General features: G+C 34.2%; 24 protein-coding genes. 15 read left to right on the top strand and 9 right to left on the bottom strand.

Features of this window, described 5'->3' with window-relative positions; translation table 11 throughout:
• The first annotated feature begins 73 nt into the window (after positions 1–73).
• The 13 genes from AC1RRQ_RS12785 (at position 74) to AC1RRQ_RS12725 (ending at position 11,835) form a co-directional block, all read left to right on the top strand.
• On the top strand, positions 74–517 hold the full coding sequence (locus AC1RRQ_RS12785) for a hypothetical protein (protein ID WP_493023418.1): 444 nt from the start codon (positions 74–76) through the stop codon (positions 515–517).
• Positions 518–594: 77 nt separating this feature from the next.
• Positions 595–1,161 carry an anthranilate synthase component II gene (locus AC1RRQ_RS12780; RefSeq protein ID WP_493023417.1) on the top strand — a complete coding sequence of 189 codons (567 nt, stop codon included), beginning with the start codon at positions 595–597 and terminating at the stop codon, positions 1,159–1,161.
• Positions 1,162–1,269: 108 nt separating this feature from the next.
• Positions 1,270–1,674 carry a GNAT family N-acetyltransferase gene (locus tag AC1RRQ_RS12775; RefSeq protein WP_493023416.1) on the top strand — a complete coding sequence of 135 codons (405 nt, stop codon included), beginning with the start codon at positions 1,270–1,272 and terminating at the stop codon, positions 1,672–1,674.
• An 82-nt stretch (positions 1,675–1,756) separates the two neighbouring features.
• Complete coding sequence (gene trpD, locus AC1RRQ_RS12770) at positions 1,757–2,749, top strand: anthranilate phosphoribosyltransferase (RefSeq protein ID WP_493023415.1); 993 nt, start codon at positions 1,757–1,759, stop codon at positions 2,747–2,749.
• Positions 2,750–2,822: 73 nt separating this feature from the next.
• Positions 2,823–3,602, top strand: coding sequence for an indole-3-glycerol phosphate synthase TrpC (gene trpC / locus AC1RRQ_RS12765; protein WP_493023414.1), 780 nt, complete (start codon positions 2,823–2,825; stop codon positions 3,600–3,602).
• Between the two features lie 165 nt (positions 3,603–3,767).
• Positions 3,768–4,400, top strand: coding sequence for a phosphoribosylanthranilate isomerase (locus AC1RRQ_RS12760; RefSeq protein WP_493023413.1), 633 nt, complete (start codon positions 3,768–3,770; stop codon positions 4,398–4,400).
• A 12-nt stretch (positions 4,401–4,412) separates the two neighbouring features.
• On the top strand, positions 4,413–5,594 hold the full coding sequence (trpB, locus tag AC1RRQ_RS12755) for a tryptophan synthase subunit beta (protein WP_132989783.1): 1,182 nt from the start codon (positions 4,413–4,415) through the stop codon (positions 5,592–5,594).
• A 149-nt stretch (positions 5,595–5,743) separates the two neighbouring features.
• Positions 5,744–6,061 (top strand): gamma-glutamylcyclotransferase family protein, encoded by a 318-nt coding sequence (locus AC1RRQ_RS12750; protein ID WP_493023412.1) that lies wholly within the window; start codon positions 5,744–5,746, stop codon positions 6,059–6,061.
• 109 nt (positions 6,062–6,170) lie between these two features.
• Positions 6,171–6,932: a tryptophan synthase subunit alpha gene (gene trpA, locus AC1RRQ_RS12745; protein WP_493023411.1), complete on the top strand. Its 762-nt coding sequence runs from the start codon at positions 6,171–6,173 to the stop codon at positions 6,930–6,932.
• A gap of 278 nt (positions 6,933–7,210) precedes the next feature.
• The gene (locus tag AC1RRQ_RS12740) at positions 7,211–7,840 is read left to right on the top strand and encodes a TetR/AcrR family transcriptional regulator (RefSeq protein ID WP_493023410.1); all 630 of its coding nucleotides are present in this window, start codon (positions 7,211–7,213) and stop codon (positions 7,838–7,840) included.
• Positions 7,830–9,149, top strand: a complete 1,320-nt coding sequence (locus AC1RRQ_RS12735) for a TolC family protein (RefSeq protein ID WP_493023409.1) — start codon at positions 7,830–7,832, stop codon at positions 9,147–9,149. Before AC1RRQ_RS12740 ends, AC1RRQ_RS12735 begins: the two co-directional genes overlap by 11 nt.
• Before the next feature lie 12 nt (positions 9,150–9,161).
• A complete protein-coding gene (locus AC1RRQ_RS12730) occupies positions 9,162–10,241 on the top strand; it encodes an HlyD family secretion protein (protein WP_493023408.1) in 1,080 nt (359 codons plus the stop codon).
• Positions 10,242–10,245: 4 nt separating this feature from the next.
• Positions 10,246–11,835, top strand: a complete 1,590-nt coding sequence (locus AC1RRQ_RS12725) for an MDR family MFS transporter (RefSeq protein ID WP_493023407.1) — start codon at positions 10,246–10,248, stop codon at positions 11,833–11,835.
• 281 nt (positions 11,836–12,116) lie between these two features.
• Here AC1RRQ_RS12725 and yaaA read toward each other — a convergent pair whose 3' ends face one another.
• The gene (yaaA, locus tag AC1RRQ_RS12720; protein WP_493023406.1) at positions 12,117–12,875 is read right to left on the bottom strand and encodes a peroxide stress protein YaaA; all 759 of its coding nucleotides are present in this window, start codon (positions 12,873–12,875) and stop codon (positions 12,117–12,119) included.
• Positions 12,876–13,345: 470 nt separating this feature from the next.
• Here yaaA and AC1RRQ_RS12715 point away from each other — a divergent pair, with 470 nt between their 5' ends.
• Both AC1RRQ_RS12715 and AC1RRQ_RS12710 read left to right on the top strand, forming a co-directional pair.
• A complete protein-coding gene (locus AC1RRQ_RS12715; RefSeq protein ID WP_493023405.1) occupies positions 13,346–14,776 on the top strand; it encodes a CCA tRNA nucleotidyltransferase in 1,431 nt (476 codons plus the stop codon).
• Between the two features lie 358 nt (positions 14,777–15,134).
• Complete coding sequence (locus AC1RRQ_RS12710) at positions 15,135–16,160, top strand: COX15/CtaA family protein (RefSeq protein ID WP_493023404.1); 1,026 nt, start codon at positions 15,135–15,137, stop codon at positions 16,158–16,160.
• Positions 16,161–16,480: 320 nt separating this feature from the next.
• Here the strand turns inward: AC1RRQ_RS12710 and AC1RRQ_RS12705 are convergent, their stop codons facing one another.
• The 8 genes from AC1RRQ_RS12705 to AC1RRQ_RS12670 form a co-directional block, all read right to left on the bottom strand.
• Positions 16,481–17,248: a LytR/AlgR family response regulator transcription factor gene (locus AC1RRQ_RS12705; protein WP_493023403.1), complete on the bottom strand. Its 768-nt coding sequence runs from the start codon at positions 17,246–17,248 to the stop codon at positions 16,481–16,483.
• Positions 17,249–17,289: 41 nt separating this feature from the next.
• On the bottom strand, positions 17,290–17,661 hold the full coding sequence (locus tag AC1RRQ_RS12700) for a 2TM domain-containing protein (protein ID WP_493023402.1): 372 nt from the start codon (positions 17,659–17,661) through the stop codon (positions 17,290–17,292).
• Between the two features lie 15 nt (positions 17,662–17,676).
• Complete coding sequence (locus AC1RRQ_RS12695) at positions 17,677–17,982, bottom strand: 2TM domain-containing protein (protein WP_493023401.1); 306 nt, start codon at positions 17,980–17,982, stop codon at positions 17,677–17,679.
• 2 nt (positions 17,983–17,984) lie between these two features.
• Positions 17,985–18,248, bottom strand: coding sequence for a 2TM domain-containing protein (locus AC1RRQ_RS12690; RefSeq protein WP_493023728.1), 264 nt, complete (start codon positions 18,246–18,248; stop codon positions 17,985–17,987).
• Positions 18,249–18,316: 68 nt separating this feature from the next.
• Positions 18,317–18,646: a 2TM domain-containing protein gene (locus AC1RRQ_RS12685; RefSeq protein ID WP_493023400.1), complete on the bottom strand. Its 330-nt coding sequence runs from the start codon at positions 18,644–18,646 to the stop codon at positions 18,317–18,319.
• Positions 18,647–18,648: 2 nt separating this feature from the next.
• Positions 18,649–20,007, bottom strand: a complete 1,359-nt coding sequence (locus AC1RRQ_RS12680) for a histidine kinase (RefSeq protein ID WP_493023399.1) — start codon at positions 20,005–20,007, stop codon at positions 18,649–18,651.
• Positions 20,008–20,034: 27 nt separating this feature from the next.
• Positions 20,035–20,658: a hypothetical protein gene (locus AC1RRQ_RS12675; RefSeq protein ID WP_493023398.1), complete on the bottom strand. Its 624-nt coding sequence runs from the start codon at positions 20,656–20,658 to the stop codon at positions 20,035–20,037.
• Between the two features lie 45 nt (positions 20,659–20,703).
• The gene (locus AC1RRQ_RS12670) at positions 20,704–21,111 is read right to left on the bottom strand and encodes a DUF2141 domain-containing protein (RefSeq protein ID WP_493023397.1); all 408 of its coding nucleotides are present in this window, start codon (positions 21,109–21,111) and stop codon (positions 20,704–20,706) included.
• Between the last annotated feature and the right edge of the window lie 121 nt (positions 21,112–21,232).

Here is a 21,232-nt window from a genome sequence, read left to right as displayed (position 1 = left end):
AGTCGCAGTCACAGAACCTGAAACTTGAAACTTGAAACAATTAACAAACAAACCATAAAAACCACAAACAATCATGAAAAAAGCAATTTCAATTTTAGTTTTAATCATTACTATCACCTCTTGTAATTCGGAAAAAAAGGAAATTCCATTAGCTGGAACCTGGCGTTTGATATCAGCAGAAACAACCGAAAAAGATTCAACATTTTCGACTTTCAACTCAAAAACAAAAATGATTAAAATTATAAACGATACTCATTTTGCTTTTTTCAATCATGATTTAAATAACGGAAAAGATTCAACAAATGCAGTATTCTTTGGCGGAGGCGGAAAATATACATTAAAGGACAGTACATACACCGAGAATCTGGAATACTTTAATAACCGTCAATGGGAAAATGGAAAATTTGAGTTTACAGTAACCATCAAAAATGACACTCTAACTCAAAAAGGAATCGAAAAAGTAGAAAAATTAGGAATCGACCGCATTATTACTGAAAAGTACGTTCGAGAAAAATAGAAATCAGTTTTCAGTCGCAGTTTTCAGTCACAGAACTTGAAACTTGAAACAAAGAAAACCTGAAACAAAACAAAAAAATGAAAAAAATATTAATTATAGACAATTACGATAGTTTCACTTACAACTTAGTACACTATCTGGAAGATTTAAACTGCGAAGTAACGGTTTATAGAAACGACGAATTTGAGATTGACGAAATCGCTTCTTTCGATAAAATATTACTTTCTCCCGGTCCTGGAATTCCGGATGAAGCAGGTTTATTAAAAGCAGTAATCGAAAAATATGCCCCAACCAAAAGCATCCTTGGCGTTTGTTTAGGACAGCAGGCAATTGGCGAAGTTTTTGGCGGAACACTTTCTAACCTTGATAAAGTATATCACGGAGTTGCAACAAACGTAAAAACAGTAGTTTCAGATGAAATTTTGTTTGAAGGTTTAGGAAACGAATTCGAAGTGGGAAGATACCACTCGTGGGTTGTAGACAGCAATTTACCCGAAGTTCTGGAAGCGACTTCAATCGACGAAAACGGACAAATTATGTCACTAAGACACAAAACTTTTGATGTAAGAGGCGTTCAATTTCACCCGGAAAGTGTTTTAACACCAAAAGGAAAAAGGATTTTAGAGAATTGGATAAAGAGTTAGTGATCAGTGTTCAGTCCCGAAATTTCGGGATAGTATTCAGTCGCAGTATTCAGTCTCAAAAAAAAACTCAGCAACTTAGTTCCTTAGAACCTTAGCAACTTAAAAAAAATGATAACTATTTCAGAAACTAAAGAAATCAATATCGAAGACGTTTTGATATTATATAAAGCAAACGAATGGAGTTCGGCAAATAAACCAAACGAATTATATAACGGTCTTTTGAATTCAGAAACTTTGATTACGGCTTGGGAAGAAAAGAAATTAGTAGGTCTTGGCAATGCAATTTCTGATGGATTCTTAACGGTTTATTATCCACATTTATTGGTACTTCCGGAATATCAGGGAAAAGGAATTGGAAAATTGATTATAGATAAAATGCAAGAGAAATACAGCCAATTTCATATGCAAATGCTAACTGCCGATGGAAAATCTGTGGATTTCTACAAGAAAAACGGATTTGAAAGAGCCGGAAAAACAGAACCCATGTGGATTTATCAAGGAGACGAACATTAAAAAGTAAACAGTCGCAGTATTCAGTCTCAGAAAAAAACTTAGCAACTTAGTTCCTTAGAACCTTAGCAACTTAAAAGAAAAAATGAAAACTATATTAAACAAATTAATCAATCACGAAGTGCTTTCTAAACAAGAAGCAAAAGATGTCTTGATTAATATTTCGAGTGGTCAATACAATCCGAGTCAGATTTCGGCATTTTTGACCGTATTTATGATGAGAAGCATTACGATCGATGAACTTTCGGGTTTTCGTGAAGCTTTATTAGAATTATGTATTCGTGTTGACTTATCAGCCTACAATACAATCGATTTATGCGGAACAGGCGGCGACGGAAAAGACACGTTCAACATTTCGACTTTAGCCTCTTTTGTTTCAGCCGGAGCTGGAATTAAAGTAGCAAAACACGGAAATTACGGCGTTTCGTCTATTTCAGGATCAAGTAACGTAATGGAAAAAATGGGAATCAAATTCAGCAATGATGCTGCGTTTTTAGAAAATTGTATTGACAAAGCCGGAATTTGCGTTTTACACGCTCCCCTATTTCACCCGGCGATGAAAAACGTTGGGCCTATTCGTAAAGAATTAGCCGTAAAAACCTTTTTTAATATGCTGGGACCAATGGTAAATCCGTCATTTCCACAAAATCAATTGGTTGGGGTTTTCAATTTGGAATTAGCCAGAATGTATGCTTATTTATACCAAAATACCGACATTAATTTCACGATCCTGCATTCGCTTGACGGATATGACGAAATTTCTTTAACAGGCCCAACCAAAACAATCACATCACACATGGAAGGAATGTTGAAACCAGAAGATTTTGGCGTTCATCTTTTATCACAAACCGAAATCGAAGGAGGAAAAACCATCGAAGAATCGGCAGAAATATTCACCAATATCATTTCAGGAAAAGGAAACGAAGCACAAAATAATGTGGTTTGTGCCAATGCTGCAATGGCAATCGCCACGGTTACAAAATGTTCTCCATTAGAAGGATTTGAATTGGCAAAAGAAAGTTTATTATCCGGAAAAGGATTAAAAGCGTTACAGAAATTACAAGAATTAAGTAAATAAAAAACAAACACAAATTTCACAAATTAGCACTAATAAATTAGCGTCTTTGTGACTTAGTGGCAAAACAACAACAATGAATATTTTAGATAAAATAATACTTGACAAACAAAGAGAAGTCGTTCTCAAAAAATCAATCATTCCCATTTCGCAATTGGAAAGTTCTGTATTTTTTGAAAGAGAAACGATTTCTTTGACCCAAAAACTAAGAACAAGCTCAACCGGAATTATTGCCGAACACAAACGCCGTTCGCCTTCAAAATCAATCATCAACAATAATTTCACAGTTGAAGAAGTGGTTAAAGGTTATGAAAATGCCGGAGCTTGCGGTATCTCGGTTTTAACCGACGGTAAATATTTCGGAGGATCTCTGGACGATTTACTTTTAGCAAGAGCTTCAGTAAATATTCCGCTATTGCGAAAAGAATTTATAGTAGATGAATACCAAATTCTGGAAGCCAAAGCACACGGAGCAGATTTGATTCTTTTAATCGCAGCCGTTTTAACTCGCGAAGAAATAAAATCTTTATCTGAATTTGCAAAGAAATTAGGGTTAGAAGTTCTATTAGAAGTACACAATCAGGAAGAATTAGAAAAATCGATTATGCCGAGTTTAGATATGATTGGCGTAAATAACCGAAACTTAAAAACGTTCGAGGTTAGTTTAGACTTCAGCAAACAGCTGGCATCACAAATTCCGGATGATTTTGTAAAAGTCTCTGAAAGCGGTATTTCATCAGTAGAAGCCATTCAGGAATTAAAACCTTACGGTTATAAAGGTTTCTTAATTGGAGAAAACTTCATGAAAACCGATAACGCAGGTAATGCCGCAACAGAGTTCATCAGCAAGCTATAATTTAAGTTTGCCACGAATTACACGAATTTTCACTAATTCAATTTGTGGTAATTTGTGCAATTCGTGGCAAAAAAACAAAGACAAAGCTTTGCGAACTTTTTCGCATTTTAAACACAATACAAAAGAAAAAACTTAGCGCCCTTTGCGTTAAAAAACCACAACGAAATGAAACTCAAAATATGCGGCATGAAATATCCAGAAAACATTCTCGAAGTAGGAGCGCTCCTACCCGATTATATGGGATTTATTTTCTGGGAAAAATCCGCACGATATTTTAACGGAACCATTCCGGAACTTATAAAAACAATCAAGAAAGTGGGCGTTTTTGTAAACCAAAGTCAGGAAGAAATTCTGGAAAAAGTAACACAATACAATTTACAAGCCGTTCAATTACACGGAAATGAATCGGTTGAATTTTTATCGGAACTAAAAGAACTGCTGCCAAAAAAAACCGAAATCATAAAAGTCTTTTCAGCCGATGAGAATTTTGATTTTGAAATTATAAAGCCTTTCGAACCCGTTTCCGATTATTTTCTATTTGATACCAAGGGAAAATTACCCGGCGGCAACGGAACCACATTTGACTGGACGATATTAAAAAAATACAAATCTGAGAAACCTTTCTTTTTGAGCGGCGGCATCGGAATAAATGAATTAAAAGCCATTGAAGAAATTTCAAAAACAAATCTTCCTATTTATGCTGTCGATGTAAATAGTAAATTTGAAATCGAACCAGGGCTTAAAAACAGAAATCTATTTAGCAATTTCAAACGAAAATTTGATGTTGCCAACTTTTAAACTTTAAACAAAATGAGTTTTAACGTCAACGAAAAAGGATATTACGGAGAATTTGGAGGAGCTTATATTCCGGAAATGTTATATCCAAATGTAGAAGAATTACGTCAAAAATACCTAAGCATAATGGACGAACCAGATTTTAAAGCTGAGTTTAACCAATTGCTTAAAGATTATGTAGGACGCCCGAGTCCGTTGTATTTTGCAAAACGTTTATCTGAAAAATACAACACCAAAGTCTATCTAAAAAGAGAAGATTTAAACCATACCGGAGCACACAAAGTAAACAATACCATTGGGCAGATTTTATTAGCAAAACGTTTGGGCAAAAAAAGAATTATTGCCGAAACCGGAGCAGGTCAGCATGGAGTAGCAACAGCAACGGTTTGTGCTTTAATGGGAATTGAGTGTATCGTTTATATGGGCGAGATCGATATTGCGCGCCAGGCACCAAACGTTGCCCGTATGAAAATGTTAGGCGCAGAAGTTCGTCCGGCGCTTTCGGGTTCAAGAACTTTAAAAGACGCTACAAACGAAGCCATTCGTGACTGGATCAATAATCCGGTTGACACACATTATATCATCGGATCCGCAATTGGGCCTCATCCTTATCCAGATATGGTAACGCGTTTTCAAAGCATTATTTCAGAAGAAATAAAATGGCAGTTAAAAGAAAAAGAAGGACGAGAAAATCCTGATTATGTAGTGGCTTGTATTGGTGGCGGAAGTAACGCTGCCGGAACTTATTACCACTTTTTACACGAGCCTGAAGTTGGAATTATCGCCGTAGAAGCAGCAGGAAAAGGTGTAGACAGCGGCCATAGTGCTGCAACCAGCAAATTAGGTAAAGTGGGCGTTATTCATGGTTGTAAAACCCTTTTAATGCAAACTCCAGACGGACAAATTACAGAACCGTATTCTATTTCTGCCGGATTAGATTATCCGGGCGTTGGGCCTTTGCACGCCCATTTGGCACAAACCGGACGCGGCGAATTTTTCTCTGTTACTGATGATGATGCCATGAACGCAGGTTTACAGCTTACGAAATTAGAAGGAATTATTCCGGCCATCGAAAGTGCACACGCATTTGCTGTTTTAGACCAAAAGAAATTTAAACCTACAGATGTTGTAGTTATTAGTCTTTCTGGTCGCGGCGATAAAGATTTAGACAATTATATTGATTATTTTAAATTGTAATAAAAATCGTAATTTGGGCGTTCCCTTCGGGCGGGCTGTACGCTATATTCCCGATTAACAAAAACTACGGCTAAAAAGCCTTGTTTTGCTAAATCGGGAGATGCCGCTCCCATCCCTAACGCAAACAAATAACGAGAAAAAAGTAAATCATGGAAAAGTTATTCTCTTACGGAACATTACGATCAAAGCAAATTCAAATGCAGGTTTTCAATAAAGTATTAACCGGAGCTCCTGACCAGCTTCTTGGTTACAAACTAAAAAGTCTTCAAATCGAGGAAGAATTTGGAATGGCAGATTATGTTGTAGCGGTTCCCAGCGATGATCTCTCTGACATTATATACGGGGTTGTTTATACAATTTCAAATACAGATCTGGCTAAAGTAGATATATTCGAATCGAATTCGTATAAAAGAGTTCAGGTAAGATTAAAGTCTGGAATACAGGCTTGGATTTACACAGAAAATTAATATTCCTAAAGATTCCTGCAAGATTCTAGAAATCTTACAGGTCTCGATATATAAACAAAAAACACCTACAGGGTTTTCAAAACCCTGCAGGAGGAAAAACACATTCAAAATGAACAGAATAACTCAAAAATTACAAGAAGATAAAAAGATCCTTTCGATCTATTTTTCTGCAGGATATCCAAGCTTAAACGATACGGTACAGATTATTCAGGATTTAGAAAAAAACGGCGTTGATTTAATCGAAATCGGGCTTCCATTTAGTGATCCTTTGGCCGATGGACCAACCATTCAGGCGAGTTCTACACAGGCGCTTCATAACGGAATGACAACTCAAATTCTTTTTGATCAACTGAAAAACATCCGCGAAAGCGTAAAAATTCCGTTGATTATTATGGGATATTTTAACCCAATGTTACAATATGGTGTTGAAGCTTTCTGCCAGAAATGTGCTGAAATTGGTATTGACGGATTAATTATTCCAGATCTTCCGGTTGATGTTTACGCAGACGAATACAAAGCTATTTTCGAAAAATACGGCTTAATCAATGTATTCCTGATTACGCCTCAAACTTCAGACGAGCGTATTCGTTTTATCGACAGCGTTTCAAACGGATTTATTTATATGGTAAGTTCTGCAAGTGTTACAGGATCTCAATCTGGTTTTGGAAACACACAAGAAACGTATTTCGAAAGAATTGCTGATATGAATTTGAAAAACCCTCAAATCGTTGGTTTCGGAATTTCGAACAAAGAAACTTTTAATCAAGCTACAAAATATGCCAAAGGCGCTATTATTGGAAGTGCTTTTATCAAACATTTAAGCGAAAACGGCAGTGGAAAAATTGAGGAATTTGTTGGGGAGATTCGATAATTATATCTTATAAATATGTAATAAACGTTTAGTTTGTCAGGCTGAGCGAAGTCGAAGCCGCACAATCTAAATCGCCAATCTTTGTAGAATTAGTTACGAAGATTCCTCATTCCTCGGAATGAAAAAAATAGATAAGAAAGCTGAAATACTAAGTGTTTCAGCTTTTTTTTGCTCTAAATTTGCGAAACCGTTCTCTGTTAATATTATGTTAAAATAAAATTAAACAAGCGTTTAAATTAAACAAGTGTTTAATTTTGTATCCGATTAGAAACAATACCATGTCACACGTCGAATTAAACGATAAAAAAATTCAGATTCTCACCGTTGCTGAAAAGCTGTTTTCTGAGAAAGGATTTGAAGGGACTTCTATACGAGACATCTCAAAACATGCAAAAATTAACATTGCCATGGTTTCGTATTATTTTGGTTCTAAAGATAAATTACTGGAATCTTTAATCATTCACAAAACAGCCGATTTAAAACTACAAATCGAAAGTTTACAACATGAAGATCTTCATCCTCTTGATAAAGTCAATAAATTAGTTGAAATTTACATTAACCGAATTAATTGTAACAGAGGGATTTTCAGAGTTTTACATTTCGAACTAGCTTCTAAAAAAAGAGAACAAAGTTTTGCTGTTTTTACTGAACTGAAAAAGGGAAACCTAAAATCTCTTGAAGCAATTATCAAAGAAGGCCAATCAAAAGGAATTTTTAGAAAAGATGTCATAATCCCGTTGATTACACCAACGATTATGGGAACTTTTTTTCATTTCCACATGAACAAATCATTTTTTGAAGAACTCTTAAATCTAAAAACAGAAACGTTATATAACGATTACATTAAAAACAGTCTTACAAAGCACATTCAACAAACTATAAAAGCGCTACTTGTTTATGAAAATTAGTCAATTAATGCTCTTTGGAGTTTTCTTTATCGGAATATCTTCAATAGAAGCACAAGAAAAAACAAGTTTAACCTTAGATGAGGCCGTAAAAATGGCCTGGGAAAAGAGTAACGAAGTTACGCTTGCCAATACTAAGGTAAACTCAAAGAAATACGAACTGCAAACGGTTAAGAATAACCAATATCCTGATTTAAAAATTTCTGGTCAATATCAGCGTCTTACAAAAGCTTCTATAGACATGCCAAATCAAGGAGAAAGTGCCTCTCTTGCCTCACCTGACCGTGCTATGCTTGGAATGGCTAATTTAAGCCTTCCGCTTTTTGCAGGATTTAAAATCCAAAATAGCATTGATGCTTCTGAAAGCTTATACGAAGCTGAAAGCGTTAATGCAATTAAAACAAAAGAGGATGTGGCTTTAAAAGTAATTACATATTACACCGCTTTATACAAAGCCCAAAAGACACTTGATGTTTTAAACGAAAATCAAAAAAGCGCTAAACAACGTGTTACTGATTTTACAGAATTAGAGAAAAACGGAATTATTCCGAGAAATGATTTATTGAAAGCACAATTGTTAGTTTCAAAAACACAATTATCGATTGATGAAGCTAATAATAATATCAATAACATTAATTTTTATCTAACGACATTACTTAAATTAGAGCCGTCTGTAAAAATTCAGGTTAACGAAGAAGATTTCTTCAATTTAAAAACAACCAATGCACCAACATCTGATGCTTTGGCTCTTGAAAGCAGAAAAGATTTAGAGGCTATCCGCTTACAACAAAAAGCTTCTGAAGCTAATGTTAAAATAGCAAAAGCAGGATATTACCCAACAATTTCATTGCTTGGTGGTTATACGGCTTTAGATCTTAAAGATATTATTACGGTAAAATATGCTATGAATTTTGGTGTAGGTTTATCTTATGATTTATCTGGCATTTTAAAAAACAGTGCACATGTAAAAGAAGCTGAAAGTAAAGCACTTGAAGTAAAAAATACAGAAGCTATCATGACGGATCGCATTAAAGTTGAAGTTCAAAAATCTATAGAAGATTACGACTTGGCGATTAATCAGAGTGTAGTTTATAATGAAGCATTACAACAAGCTGCAGAAAATTACAGACTTGTAAAAGATAAATTCGACAACGGCTTGGCTGATACTAATGATTTGGTTGAAGCAGATGTTGAAAATCTAAGTGCTAAAATAAATACAGCGGTGTCTAAAGCAACTATTATTCAAAAATATTACGAATTACTTTCAGTATCAGGACAATTATCACAATCATTCAATCTTTCTAAAATATAATCGATAGCTCTCATGGAAAAGAAAAAAACAAATAAAAAATTCATCATCATACTTGCAGTTCTTATTTTAGGAGGCGGAACTTATGGAATATCTAAATACCTGCACGGTCAGGCTCACGAAGAAACAGATGATGCTCAAATAGAGAAAAAAATGAATCCGATTATTCCCAGAGTATCAGGATATATCAGTAAAGTATATGTGAAAGATAATGATTATGTAAAAAAAGGAGATACTTTATTTACTATCGACAAGAGAGATTATCAGTTAAAAATCGATGAAGCAAACGCTGCATTATTAGGAGCTGAAGGTCAGTTTGAGGCAGCAAAAGCAGATATTGGAAGTGCATACGCAAGTATTTCAGTTTCTGATGCGCAAATGAGATCTGCAACCGGTTCTATCGAAAGTGCAAGAATTAGATTGAGACAGCTTACAAACGATTATAACCGTTACAATAACTTGTACAAAACTCATACGATTACAAAACAACAATATGAGCAGGCTTTAACAGCAAAAGAAGAAGCTGAAAACCAAGTACGTGTTTTAGAACAACAACAAAAAGCGACTTCTTTCCAAAAATCTGTTATTCAGTCAAAATCTAAAGTTTCTGACAAGCAGACAGAAGTTGCAGCAGCAAACATCAAAAAAGCAAAAACAATGCTTGATGTAGCGCACTTAAACTTAAGCTATACTGTAGTTACAGCTGCTATTGATGGTCAGGTTTCTAAAGTTGATATCCAGCCAGGACAATTAGTTCAGCCAGGACAATCTTTATTCTACATTATTAATAACAATGAAGCTTGGGTTGTAGCAAACTTTAAAGAAACACAATTAAACAAAATGGTTGTGGGACAAAAAGTAAGTTTAAAAGTAGATGCTTATCCAAACTATGAGTTTAAAGGAACTGTAACTTCTTTTTCTCCTGCTACAGGATCTCGTTTTTCATTATTACCTCCTGACAATGCAACAGGAAACTTCGTAAAAACAATTCAGAGATTACCAGTAAAAATTAGTATTGACGAATCAAACGATCCTGAAAAAGTAAAACTTTTAAGACCAGGAATGAATGTTGATGTAGATGTACATTTAAAATAAATAAATGGCAACAGCAGTACAAGCAGACGACGATTTAGTAGAATACGGTTACCGACGTGTTATTATTACCATTACAGCAGTACTTTGTGCCTTGCTGGAAATTGTAGATACGACGATTGTAAACGTAGCTCTAACAGACATGCGCGGAAGTCTTGGTGCTACCTTGACCGATGTGGCATGGGTTATTACAGCATACGCAATTGCGAATGTTATTGTAATCCCGATGACGAGCTGGTTATCACAGCAATTTGGAAGACGTAATTATTTTGTGGCTTCCATTATAATATTTACAGTCTGTTCTTTTTTGTGTGGTAACGCCACAAATATTTGGGAACTTGTAGCCTTCCGATTCGTACAAGGTATGGGTGGTGGAGCGTTACTAGTAACAGCCCAAACGATTATTACAGAAAGTTATCCCGTAGCAAAACGTGGAATGGCACAGGCTATTTACGGAATGGGTGTAATTGTAGGTCCAACTTTAGGTCCGCCTTTGGGAGGATATTTAGTAGATAATTATTCTTGGCCTTATATCTTTTATATCAATATTCCATTAGGGATTATCGCTACTATTTTGGCTTTAACTTTCGTAAGAAGTCCAAAATATGGTGAAAAACTAAAAGCAAATCAGGTTGACTGGTGGGGAATTGTTTTGTTGAGTGCCTTTATTGGATCTTTACAATTCGTACTAGAACACGGACAACAGGATGACTGGTTTAATGATTCACTTATTGTAACTTTAAGTGTGGTAACGGTTTTAGGATTGGTTCTTTTTATTTGGAGAGAGCTAACCTACAAACATCCAATTGTAAACTTAAGTGTTTTAAAAGATGGAAACTTAAGAATTGGAACCGTAATGTGTTTCATCCTTGGTTTCGGTTTATATGGTTCTACCTTAATTATCCCAATTTATACGCAGTCGATTTTAGGGTGGACAGCAACTGATGCAGGATTGTTATTGATTCCAGGATCTATAACAACAGCTATCATGATGCCATTTGTTGGAAATATGATTCAGAAAGGCGTACCACAAGGGTATATGGTTGGAGTAGGATTTTTAGTTTTCTTCTTCTTTACCTTTATGATGTACAGCCGTATGACTCCAGATACTGGTGTTGAACATATGTACTGGCCTTTAATTTTAAGAGGAATTGGTTTAGGATTGCTTTTCGTTCCTATTACAACCCTTTCACTTTCGACTTTAAAAGGAAAACAAATTGGTGAAGGAGCAGCATTTACCGGAATGATGCGTCAGTTAGGCGGATCTTTTGGTATTGCGATTATTACCACCTTTATTACACGTTTCAGCCAGTCGCACAGAGTCGATCTAATTAATAATTTAGATCCAGCCAAATTTGATGTACAACAGCGAATTGCAGGAATGCAGCACGCTTTTATGGCAAAAGGATACAGCGCAGATGTTGCTTTGAAAAAAGCGTATCAGGCTATAGAATATTCTGTCATGAAACAAAGTACTGTAATGGCGTACATGGATATCTTCATGTATCTTGGAATCATGTTTTTATGTTGCATACCGATTATTCTCTTTATTAAAAAAGGGAAGAACAAAATTAGTGCAGCCGACGCAATGCATTAATAATAATAATTTTATAATACGCAGAAACGCCGAATTCGTTATTTAGAATTCGGCGTTTATTTTTTATTTTTATTTAACCGCAAAGTTCGCAAAGATTTTATTCCCAGAATGTGATAAAATGCAAAGTTCGCAAAGCTTTGTCATAAAAACTTTGCGAACTTTGCGTTTGTCTTAGCGCTCTTCGCGGTTAAAACCTAAGAATCTTAGCGTCTTAGTAACTCAGAACCTTTAAAAAAACCTCTGAACCTTTGCCACTTTGAACCTTTGTCCCTTAAAAAAACCTATCTCGTAAAAACCAAATGATTCCCTTTTGAAAGATTCGCATCAAAATGATATCCTTCGTAATTAAACCCTTTTAAGTCATCGATAGTTTCGGCATTGGTATCAATAATATAACGAACCATCATGCCTCTTGCCTTCTTAGCAAAAAAGCTGATTATTTTTAACTTTCCGTCTTTGTAATCTTTAAAATCCGGAGTAATTACAGGAACTTTTAAAGCTTTTACATCAACAGCCGAAAAATATTCAGTACTGGCTAAATTGACAAACAACTCTCCTTTTGTCAATTCTTTATTTAAAGCTTTTGTAACAACAGGTTTCCAGAATTCATGAAGGATTTTATATTCTCCAACCGGCAATTTGGTTCCCATTTCTAAACGATACGCCTGCATTAAATCAAGTGGTTTTAAAACGCCGTAAAGTCCAGATAGGATTCTAAGTTTATCCTGAAGAACATCTAATTTTTCTAACGGAATTGAATACGCATCTAAACCGGTGTACACATCACCATCAAAAGTATAAACTGCCGGACGGGCATTTTCTGCCGTAAACGGAGTTTTCCAGTCTTGATTACGTTTCCAGTTTAGATCGGCAAGTTTATCTGAAATCGACATTAATTCAGATAAATCAGAAGGTTTTTTCTCTTTTAATATTTTATGAACCTGACGTGCTTCTTTTAAAAATGAAGGTTCAGTATGTTGTGCAGTTGGTAATTCTTTTTCGAAATTCAATGATTTCGCCGGCGATATAACAATTTTCATCTCTACGTTTTTCTAAGATTCAAAAATACAAATTGAATTTTTAAAAATATGTTATTGCAATTGATTTGTTTTATTGGGGTATAGTTTTCTGCCACGAATTACACTAATTTCCACGAATTATTTTTTATTGAGATTGCGAAGATTTTTTTGCCACAGATTAAAAAGATTTCCACAGATTTTTTTAATCCATTTAATCCTTTAATCTGTGGCTATATTTTTCACCCCACGAATTGTACTAATTTTTTAATCCTTTTAATCCATTAATCTGTGGCTGAAAAAAAATAATTCGTGGAAATTCGTGCAATTCGCGGCAACTCTTTCTCAATTCATAAAAATCGACGCTGCAAAATGTGAAATTGTTCAAAAAAGTGAGCAATACATTATAATAGGCATTTTCTATGTTGTAAATTTGCATGCATTTCATTTACTAGAAATTTGAAATCGACTTTTATTCAAAAATAGCTGAATTCGTGACTACACATAAAAACTATAAAACTGCTTTACAAAACAAAATCTTCGATATTATTTCGAAAGCTTCTCAGGAATTAAATGTAGACTCTTATGTCATAGGAGGTTTCGTTCGTGATTTGATTTTAAACCGAGGTTCTAAAAAGGATATCGACGTTGTGGCAGTTGGAAGCGGTATCGAATTAGCGCTTAAAGTTTCTGATTTACTTCCGAACAAACCTAAAGTTCAGGTTTTTAAAACTTACGGAACGGCAATGCTCCGTTTTGAAGATACCGATATTGAATTTGTTGGTGCCCGAAAAGAATCTTATAATTTCGACAGTCGAAATCCAATTGTTGAGAACGGAACGCTTGAAGATGATCAAAATCGTCGTGATTTTACGATCAATGCTTTGGCTTTGTCTTTAAACGAAAAGAATTTTGGTGAACTTCTGGACCCTTTTAATGGTTCATTTGATTTAGTACTTGGAATAATCAAAACACCTTTAGATCCGGATATTACCTATTCTGATGATCCGTTGCGTATGCTTCGTGCCATTCGTTTTGCAACACAGCTGAATTTTAATATCGAAAGAAATTCATTAGAAGCGATTACCAAAAATGCAGATCGCATCAAAATTATATCAGGCGAAAGAATTGTAGACGAATTAAACAAAATTCTTTCTACGCCTAAACCGTCAACGGGATTTTTACTTTTATACCAAACCGGACTTTTAGATTTAATCTTACCTGAATTAACAGCGTTGAATCAGGTTGAAGAAATTGAAGGTCATACGCATAAAAACAACTTTTACCATACACTGGAAGTTGTCGATAATATTTGCCCAAACACTGACGATGTCTGGTTACGCTGGGCCGCTTTATTGCATGATATTGGAAAAGCGCCAACAAAACGTTTCAGTAAAAAGCAAGGCTGGACTTTTCACGGACATGAGTTTTTGGGCGGGAAAATGGCTAAAAAAATATTCGAACGTTTACACATGCCATTAAATCACAAAATGAAATTTGTGCAAAAAATGGTAATTATGAGTTCTCGCCCTATTGTTTTGGCGCAGGATATTGTAACCGACAGCGCAGTTCGTCGTTTGGTTTTTGATGCCGGCGAAGACGTAGAAGATTTAATGACGTTGTGCGAAGCTGATATTACAACCAAAAATCCGTCGAAATTCAAGAAATATCATAAGAACTTTGAAATTGTCCGCAAGAAAATTGTTGAAGTTGAAGAACGCGATCATGTACGTAATTTTCAACCGCCAATTTCTGGTGAAGAAATTATGGAAATGTTCGATTTAAAACCTTCTCGCGAAATTGGAGTTTTAAAAGAAGCGGTAAAAGAGGCTATTTTAGAAGGTGATATTCCAAATGAATATCAGGCGGCTTATGATTTTGTGATTAAAAGAGCAGCAAAGTTAAATTTAACGCTTAAAAAATAATGAACCATGTAGTTTTGATTTATTGGATAATAATTTCAATAATAGTTGTCTATCCAAACTATATATTTTTTAAAAAGCTAAAAAGTATTGAAACAAAACATATAACACATAAATCAGTCTATTTTTTGACGAGCATTATTTTACCTGTATTAATTATGCTTTTTTTTATGTTAGTAGCAAAAAGTCCACGATTAATTCAAATTTTGGACTTAAAAATTAATTACTATGATTACCCTTTTAGAATTATTTATGGTTGTATAGTATTTCCCCTAGGCATTTTTGCAAATATATATTTCGGAAAATTCTATTTGAAAAGAATTTCCAAAACAAAAAATGAAATAGAATTAATTGGAAAAGAATGAAAAAAGAGAATAAATCAGTAATCATTTGGTTACTATCAGGTTGTGTTTTATTGTTTTTAATGGTTGTCGTAGGAGGCATCACACGTTTAACTAATTCGGGTTTATCAATGACGGACTGGCATTTGGTAACCGACACCTTTCCGCCTTTAACAGATGCAAAATGGCAGGCCGCATTTGATGAGTATAAAAAATTTCCTGAGTACCAAAAAATCAATATTCACAACGATTTTCAACTTTCAGATTATAAATTTATTTATTTCTGGGAATGGTTTCACCGCTTTATCGGACGAATTATTGGATTGGTTTTCTTTGTACCATTTGTTTACTTTTTGATGAAAAAGAAACTGGATACAGATACTATAAAAAAATGCATCGTGCTTTTGGCAATGGGAGCTTTTCAGGGATTCCTGGGCTGGTTTATGGTGAGAAGCGGTTTAATTGATAATCCAGATGTAAGCCACTTTAGACTTTCATTGCATTTAACTTTTGCTTTTATAACTTTTGCTTATACGCTTTGGGTTGCATTAGATTTGATTTACCCGGAAAGAAACATCAATAAGATATTACCGCTTCGCAAAATCGCAAGATATGCTTTGGTTGCTTTGTTAATTCAAATTATCTATGGCGGATTTGTAGCGGGATTAAATGCTGGATTAATTCACAATCATTGGCCTTTAATGAGCGATGGCGAATTTATTCACGAATCGGTTTTTATAGAACAATCTAGTTTAGTGAAAAATTTAATCGAAGGAAAAAGCGGTGTTCAATTCGTACACAGAACTTTTGCTTATGTTGTTGTAGCCATTATTCTTTTCCTTTATTTTAAAAGCAAAAAATATTCACTTACCAGAACGCAGGCAAACGGAATCAATACTTTAGTCCTTTTTGTTTTTATACAATTCTTATTAGGTGTTTTTACATTGTTATACAGCGTTCCATTGGCTTTAGGATTAATCCACCAAATTATGGCGTTTTTCCTTTTGAGCGCCATGACGTATACGTTACATAGATTGAGTAAATAATATTTTAAACGATATAAAAAAAGAGCTGAAATTATTTTTCAGCTCTTTTTTTATATAAATATTTGTGTTGAAAATATGGGCCGAGCCTACGGCTCTCAATACTCTTACTCATTTTTTTAAAACCGGATTAAAATCCGGCCCTACAAAATGTATCGAGCCGAAGGCTCTTTTATTGAATGGTTTTCAATCTATCGTAAGAAACATTCAAAAATTCCGTAGGAATGAAAACATATTGCAGCAACGGATTTTAATCCGTTGAGATATTAATCGCGAATTATATAACGTTCCGTAGGAACGATTCATTTTATTCCAGAAAAAAATTACCCTAACCAGGTTTTAAAATCCTGAACTTTTTCACGGCTTACAATAACCTCATCTTCTTTGTAGGTTGGTAAAATTACTTTTAAACGTGAATTGGTATAAACCTGAATTTCTTTAATTGCCTGAAGCGGTACAATGAATTTTCTGTTTACGCGAAAGAAATCCTTTTTGTCTAATTCTTGTTCCAGAATTTCTAAAGTCGAATCGATTAAATAGTTTCGATTGTCGTAGGTATGAATATAAGTTCCTTTGTTTTCGCTAAAAAAACATTCAATTTCTTCGGTTGTAATTACTTTTAAATGCTGCCCAATTTTAACTGTAAATCGTTTTTTATATACTTTCTCAAAAGGATTTGACAACATTTGTCGGATCTGCTCAAAGTCTAGCTGCAGATTTTGAGTTTCTGAACTTGGTTTTGGCAGGCGTGTTTTAAATTTAGTAACAGCCACTTCCAGATCGTCTTCGTCAATTGGCTTGAGGAGATAATCGATACTGTTTAATTTAAATGCTTTTAAAGCATATTCATCGTAGGCTGTTGTAAAAATAATGGCGCTTTTGATATCTATTTTTTCAAAAATTTCAAACGATAAACCATCGGACAATTGAATATCCAGAAAAATCAAATCCGGATGATCATTATTGGTGAACCAATGAACCGATTCTTCTACAGAATGCAACATTGTTTTTACGGCAATATCTAACTTTTCAAGCTTTCGCTGCAACAAGCGAGCAGCTGGTTTTTCGTCTTCTATAATTAATGTGGTCATTGACTAATGTGCAAAATTTGAAAAAAAAATATAGTTTAAAATTACTCCCATTTATTCTTATTCTGAGCTTCTTTCTCCATATATTTTTTAATTTTTTTATCCTCCCATTCTTTGTTGAAAAAAATATCAGGTCCAAAAACTGAAAATGCATGAATGGCTAAAGCAATTCCCCAATAAAAAGCTGTAGAATAAACTTCCCATTCTCTAAAATTTCTAATTTCAAAATGATTGCCTATAAAACCTCTGCTATTTAAACTAGAAATAATGATAATTGCATTAACGATAAAATATACCTTCAAATGCGTATAAAAGCCTTTTATTCTTTTTACTTTTCTGTATGCTATATTGTAACTTTCATCTGTACTAAATTCATGTCTATAATCTTCGTACATACGTCTTCTAAATCTTCCCATTTTTATTGAATTAAATTATTGCCATTTGTTTTTGTTCAGTTTTTCTTTTTCCATCAGTTCTTTGATTTTTCTTTCTTCCCATTCTTTACCTAAAACCGGAAATATTTCAAAAACCTTTAATCCGTGAAAAAGAACTCCAACTCCCCACCATAATAATGGCCAGAAAAACCATAAATATTCTGGTGATGTCCATAAATTAATGATAATCAAAATAATATTTACGCCAATAAAAGCGGTAAGATTACCATAAAAACCTTTTATATTTTCTACTTTCTTTTTTGCAAGATAGTATCTGTCTTCTTCATTATATTTTACTTCCATGACTATACCCATTTTTGTTTTTTTTGTCTTTTCTCTAAGATGCTTTTCAGTTTGCGTTCTTCCCATTCATTTCCTAAAATTTTAAAAGAAACAAATAAATCTATTGCCGAACATACAAATACCGAACTCCAAATTAACATTACCACCTCGTTTAAACAGTTTAGCGGGAAAAAGTGCAACGGAGCTCCATAATATTCTTTTAATACAAAAACCACTAATGCTGCTCCAAATAGTAAAGAATGCATATAAAAGGATCTGAGTCTCATTACTTTTTTTCTAAAGATCTGCTGAAACTCAAATTTTTCCCGTTCATTGTTACAATTCGTTTCCATGGTTACTCCCATTTTTGAGTTTTATTTTTCTTTTCTAAGATGCTTCTCAACTTTCGTTCTTCCCAATCTCTTCCCAAAAATTTAAACGAAACCACCATATCTATTATGCAGCTAATGTAAACTGCGGTCCAAAGAATCATTACCACTTTGTTTAAAAACTGAAAGGGAAAGATATGCAAAGGCAAATCTGTGTATTCTTTTAAAAGATAAAGAGTTAAAGCAATGATGTAAAAAAATGTATATTTATAAAATGATTTCAGCTTTGCTACTTTTTTACTTGCTAATTGCTGTAATACATTTTCTTCCGGATTATTAGTAGAATTGTTTTCCATGATTATTTCCAGTTTTTTTGTTGGTTTTCTCTTTCTAAAATCTCTCTGATTTTTCGTTCCTCCCAATCAGAGCTGTAACCGAATACTTTAAAAGCATGCATTACTACTCCAAACCCCCAGCCTAAAGCCGAAAACCAAAACCACTGAAATCCAGGAGAGTACGTTAAATTTACAAAAATTAAGCACGGAATCACACAACAATATGAAATTACGTTGGCGTAAAATCCTTTCAATTCCTCTACTCTCTTTTTTGCTCTGAAATAAGCTTTCGTTTCATCGCTATAATCTGCACTTGTTTCCATAACTGTAATTTGTTTGGTTAAAATTGGAATCTTAACCGTGAAATTTTTTTCGTCTTGTTCCACTCTAACTTTCCTGTTGGTTACAATTTCGTAGCGGTTTACAATATTTTGCAGCCCTACTCCTTGTCTGTCCTGCAGTACTTCTTTCTTTTGAAAATCATTTTGAATGGCTAAATAATCTCCATCAATAAAAATCCTGATGTGCAGCGGTTTTTGCTCGCTTACTACATTATGCTTTACTGTATTTTCAAGTAGAAGCTGTAACGATAACGGAACCACTTTTGCGTCTGGATTTATGTCTGCTGCGGGCAATTCATAAAACAAACTATTCTCAAAACGCATTTTCAGTAAATTCATGTACGTTTTGGCAAACGATAATTCATCTTCTACCGAAACCAATTCTTTGTCTTTTTGTTCTAAAACATATCGGTAAATTTTAGATAATGAAGTCGTAAAACGCTGTGCATTATCCGGATTTTCTTCAATTAAAGAACTAAGAACGTTTAAGCTGTTAAAAAGAAAATGCGGGTCGATCTGGTTTTTTAAACTCTCGAATTTAGCGCTTGCCGTTCCCGCAATAATCTTTTGCTGCGTAATTTCAAATTTTGATGCCTGTTTCCACTTTACCATAAAGCTTCGCGCCTGCATAAAAGTCGAAACCGCTAAAGCCAGCACGATATAAAACATATGTGTCCAAATCATTCGTTCGCTGAAAAACTTCTCCAGAGACACATTTTGCAGAATAACATAGATGTAATAATTTATTCCTAAAACTACCGGAACTGTATACAAAACCGTAACTAAAATTCCGTAATACACCCTTAGGTTTGTCTGCTCTAACCAATCCCATTTTCTGTCTAACAGCACATTAATATATCCGTTGCCAAAACCTACCAGGAAAGAATAAAGACAGCTGATAAAAAAAGTAATAAGAACGTTTTGAACATTTAAGTCACTGCCTAAAAAAGCGGAGAATATTACGGTAAAGATCATAGAAATCTTAAACGAAACTATGGTTCCGCTTTTTAAATCTGCATATACATTTCTATTGTCTTTCATTATAATAATCCAGCTTTATATTATTTTTTATTTTTTACAGCTTTTTTGAGTTTCTAAAGCTCTTTCTAATCCCCATTTTGGAGAAAAAGGTGTTTCTGGTTTAAAAGTAGCAAAAAGTTCGACAGCTTTATCAACTTGTGCACAAAGTGGTTTTGTATCAACACCTGTCCATTTTGCACCGCCTAATTGGTAATCAGCTTCACCAAAAACAATTCTTGGGTTGTTTGGGTCAATCGCTTTTCCTTTTGCGTAAGCTTCCATTACTTTAGCCGAATATTTCATTCCGTTTGTCATTGGATCTGCCACCACATAAGCTGTATAAATTAAAGCCTGCATAGCATAAAGTTCGGCATTGTTTTGATCTTTTATAAATTCAACGTCTAAGGCGTCTTGTGCTTTTGTTAATAACAAATCGATTTTTGTTTTGTCTTTTTCAGTAAAAGCCGATGTAGTATTGATTAAGGCTACATAATAATTTGGCAGGTAACTGTTTTTTTCTGCCGATCCGATTCTTTCGAATAAAGCCGAAGCCTCAGTGTTTTTACCTTCTTTCCAAAGTCCGAAAGCTTTTGTCATTCCTTGCTCAAATTGTGTTTGCGCTGAGCTTATTACTACTACAAATAATGCGATTAAAGTGATGATTTTTTTCATTTTACAGGTTATTTAAATGGTTGTTTAATTTGTGGTTACTATATATTATAATGTAATTTCAATTTTAGAATCTTTATCGATAACAAATTTAGCATCTTTATAAGAAGGAGGTCCCATAAATCCTTTTGCATTGTTTGAAGCTGCATAATCTTCAGAAGGAATTCCCATTGCATTTCTATCCAGTTTTCCATTACTGTTTTCATCGTGATACGTTGAAATTGCATACTCTCCCGCCGGAAGATTGTCAAATGTTACTACTGCCTTATTGTTTTTAATTTCCGAAGAAAGGCTCTTGTAAGTCGTTTTAAGAAATGTTCCATCTGAGTTGTACAATCCTACTTTAACAATTCCTGTATCGTTTTTTATACCTGAAACAGCAACAGTTAGTTTTACATTTTGAGCAGACATTAAGCTGCAGATAAATAATGTGATTAAGGTAATAATTTTGGTCATGGTTTCTTTTTTTAAAGGTTCTGAGGTTCTTAGTTGCTAAGGCGCTAAGTTTTTTTGTTGATGATTAAAACTCTTTTTTTTAAGGTTCTGAGATTCTGAGCTGCTAAGGGACAAAGGTTTG

It is taken from the genome of Flavobacterium sp. GW821-FHT12A05 (genome assembly GCF_058807735.1).
Note: the sequence above shows the minus strand (reverse complement) of the source record. Positions and strands in the feature narration are given on the sequence as shown.

Excerpts from the sequence above, each read along its gene's own strand:
- trpD (WP_493023415.1), top strand. The coding sequence starts at position 1,757 with ATGAAAACTATATTAAACAAATTAATCAATCACGAAGTGCTTTCTAAA.
- AC1RRQ_RS12675 (WP_493023398.1), bottom strand. The coding sequence starts at position 20,658 with ATGAAAAAAATCATCACTTTAATCGCATTATTTGTAGTAGTAATAAGC.
- AC1RRQ_RS12710 (WP_493023404.1), top strand. The coding sequence starts at position 15,135 with ATGAAAAAAGAGAATAAATCAGTAATCATTTGGTTACTATCAGGTTGT.
- AC1RRQ_RS12685 (WP_493023400.1), bottom strand. The coding sequence starts at position 18,646 with ATGGAAAACAATTCTACTAATAATCCGGAAGAAAATGTATTACAGCAA.
- AC1RRQ_RS12725 (WP_493023407.1), top strand. The coding sequence starts at position 10,246 with ATGGCAACAGCAGTACAAGCAGACGACGATTTAGTAGAATACGGTTAC.
- AC1RRQ_RS12670 (WP_493023397.1), bottom strand. The coding sequence starts at position 21,111 with ATGACCAAAATTATTACCTTAATCACATTATTTATCTGCAGCTTAATG.
- trpA (WP_493023411.1), top strand. The coding sequence starts at position 6,171 with ATGAACAGAATAACTCAAAAATTACAAGAAGATAAAAAGATCCTTTCG.
- AC1RRQ_RS12735 (WP_493023409.1), top strand. The coding sequence starts at position 7,830 with ATGAAAATTAGTCAATTAATGCTCTTTGGAGTTTTCTTTATCGGAATA.
- AC1RRQ_RS12780 (WP_493023417.1), top strand. The coding sequence starts at position 595 with ATGAAAAAAATATTAATTATAGACAATTACGATAGTTTCACTTACAAC.
- AC1RRQ_RS12760 (WP_493023413.1), top strand. The coding sequence starts at position 3,768 with ATGAAACTCAAAATATGCGGCATGAAATATCCAGAAAACATTCTCGAA.
- yaaA (WP_493023406.1), bottom strand. The coding sequence starts at position 12,875 with ATGAAAATTGTTATATCGCCGGCGAAATCATTGAATTTCGAAAAAGAA.
- AC1RRQ_RS12730 (WP_493023408.1), top strand. The coding sequence starts at position 9,162 with ATGGAAAAGAAAAAAACAAATAAAAAATTCATCATCATACTTGCAGTT.
- AC1RRQ_RS12785 (WP_493023418.1), top strand. The coding sequence starts at position 74 with ATGAAAAAAGCAATTTCAATTTTAGTTTTAATCATTACTATCACCTCT.
- AC1RRQ_RS12700 (WP_493023402.1), bottom strand. The coding sequence starts at position 17,661 with ATGGGAAGATTTAGAAGACGTATGTACGAAGATTATAGACATGAATTT.
- AC1RRQ_RS12775 (WP_493023416.1), top strand. The coding sequence starts at position 1,270 with ATGATAACTATTTCAGAAACTAAAGAAATCAATATCGAAGACGTTTTG.
- AC1RRQ_RS12740 (WP_493023410.1), top strand. The coding sequence starts at position 7,211 with ATGTCACACGTCGAATTAAACGATAAAAAAATTCAGATTCTCACCGTT.
- trpC (WP_493023414.1), top strand. The coding sequence starts at position 2,823 with ATGAATATTTTAGATAAAATAATACTTGACAAACAAAGAGAAGTCGTT.
- trpB (WP_132989783.1), top strand. The coding sequence starts at position 4,413 with ATGAGTTTTAACGTCAACGAAAAAGGATATTACGGAGAATTTGGAGGA.
- AC1RRQ_RS12680 (WP_493023399.1), bottom strand. The coding sequence starts at position 20,007 with ATGAAAGACAATAGAAATGTATATGCAGATTTAAAAAGCGGAACCATA.
- AC1RRQ_RS12705 (WP_493023403.1), bottom strand. The coding sequence starts at position 17,248 with ATGACCACATTAATTATAGAAGACGAAAAACCAGCTGCTCGCTTGTTG.
- AC1RRQ_RS12690 (WP_493023728.1), bottom strand. The coding sequence starts at position 18,248 with ATGAGACTCAGATCCTTTTATATGCATTCTTTACTATTTGGAGCAGCA.
- AC1RRQ_RS12695 (WP_493023401.1), bottom strand. The coding sequence starts at position 17,982 with ATGGAAGTAAAATATAATGAAGAAGACAGATACTATCTTGCAAAAAAG.
- AC1RRQ_RS12750 (WP_493023412.1), top strand. The coding sequence starts at position 5,744 with ATGGAAAAGTTATTCTCTTACGGAACATTACGATCAAAGCAAATTCAA.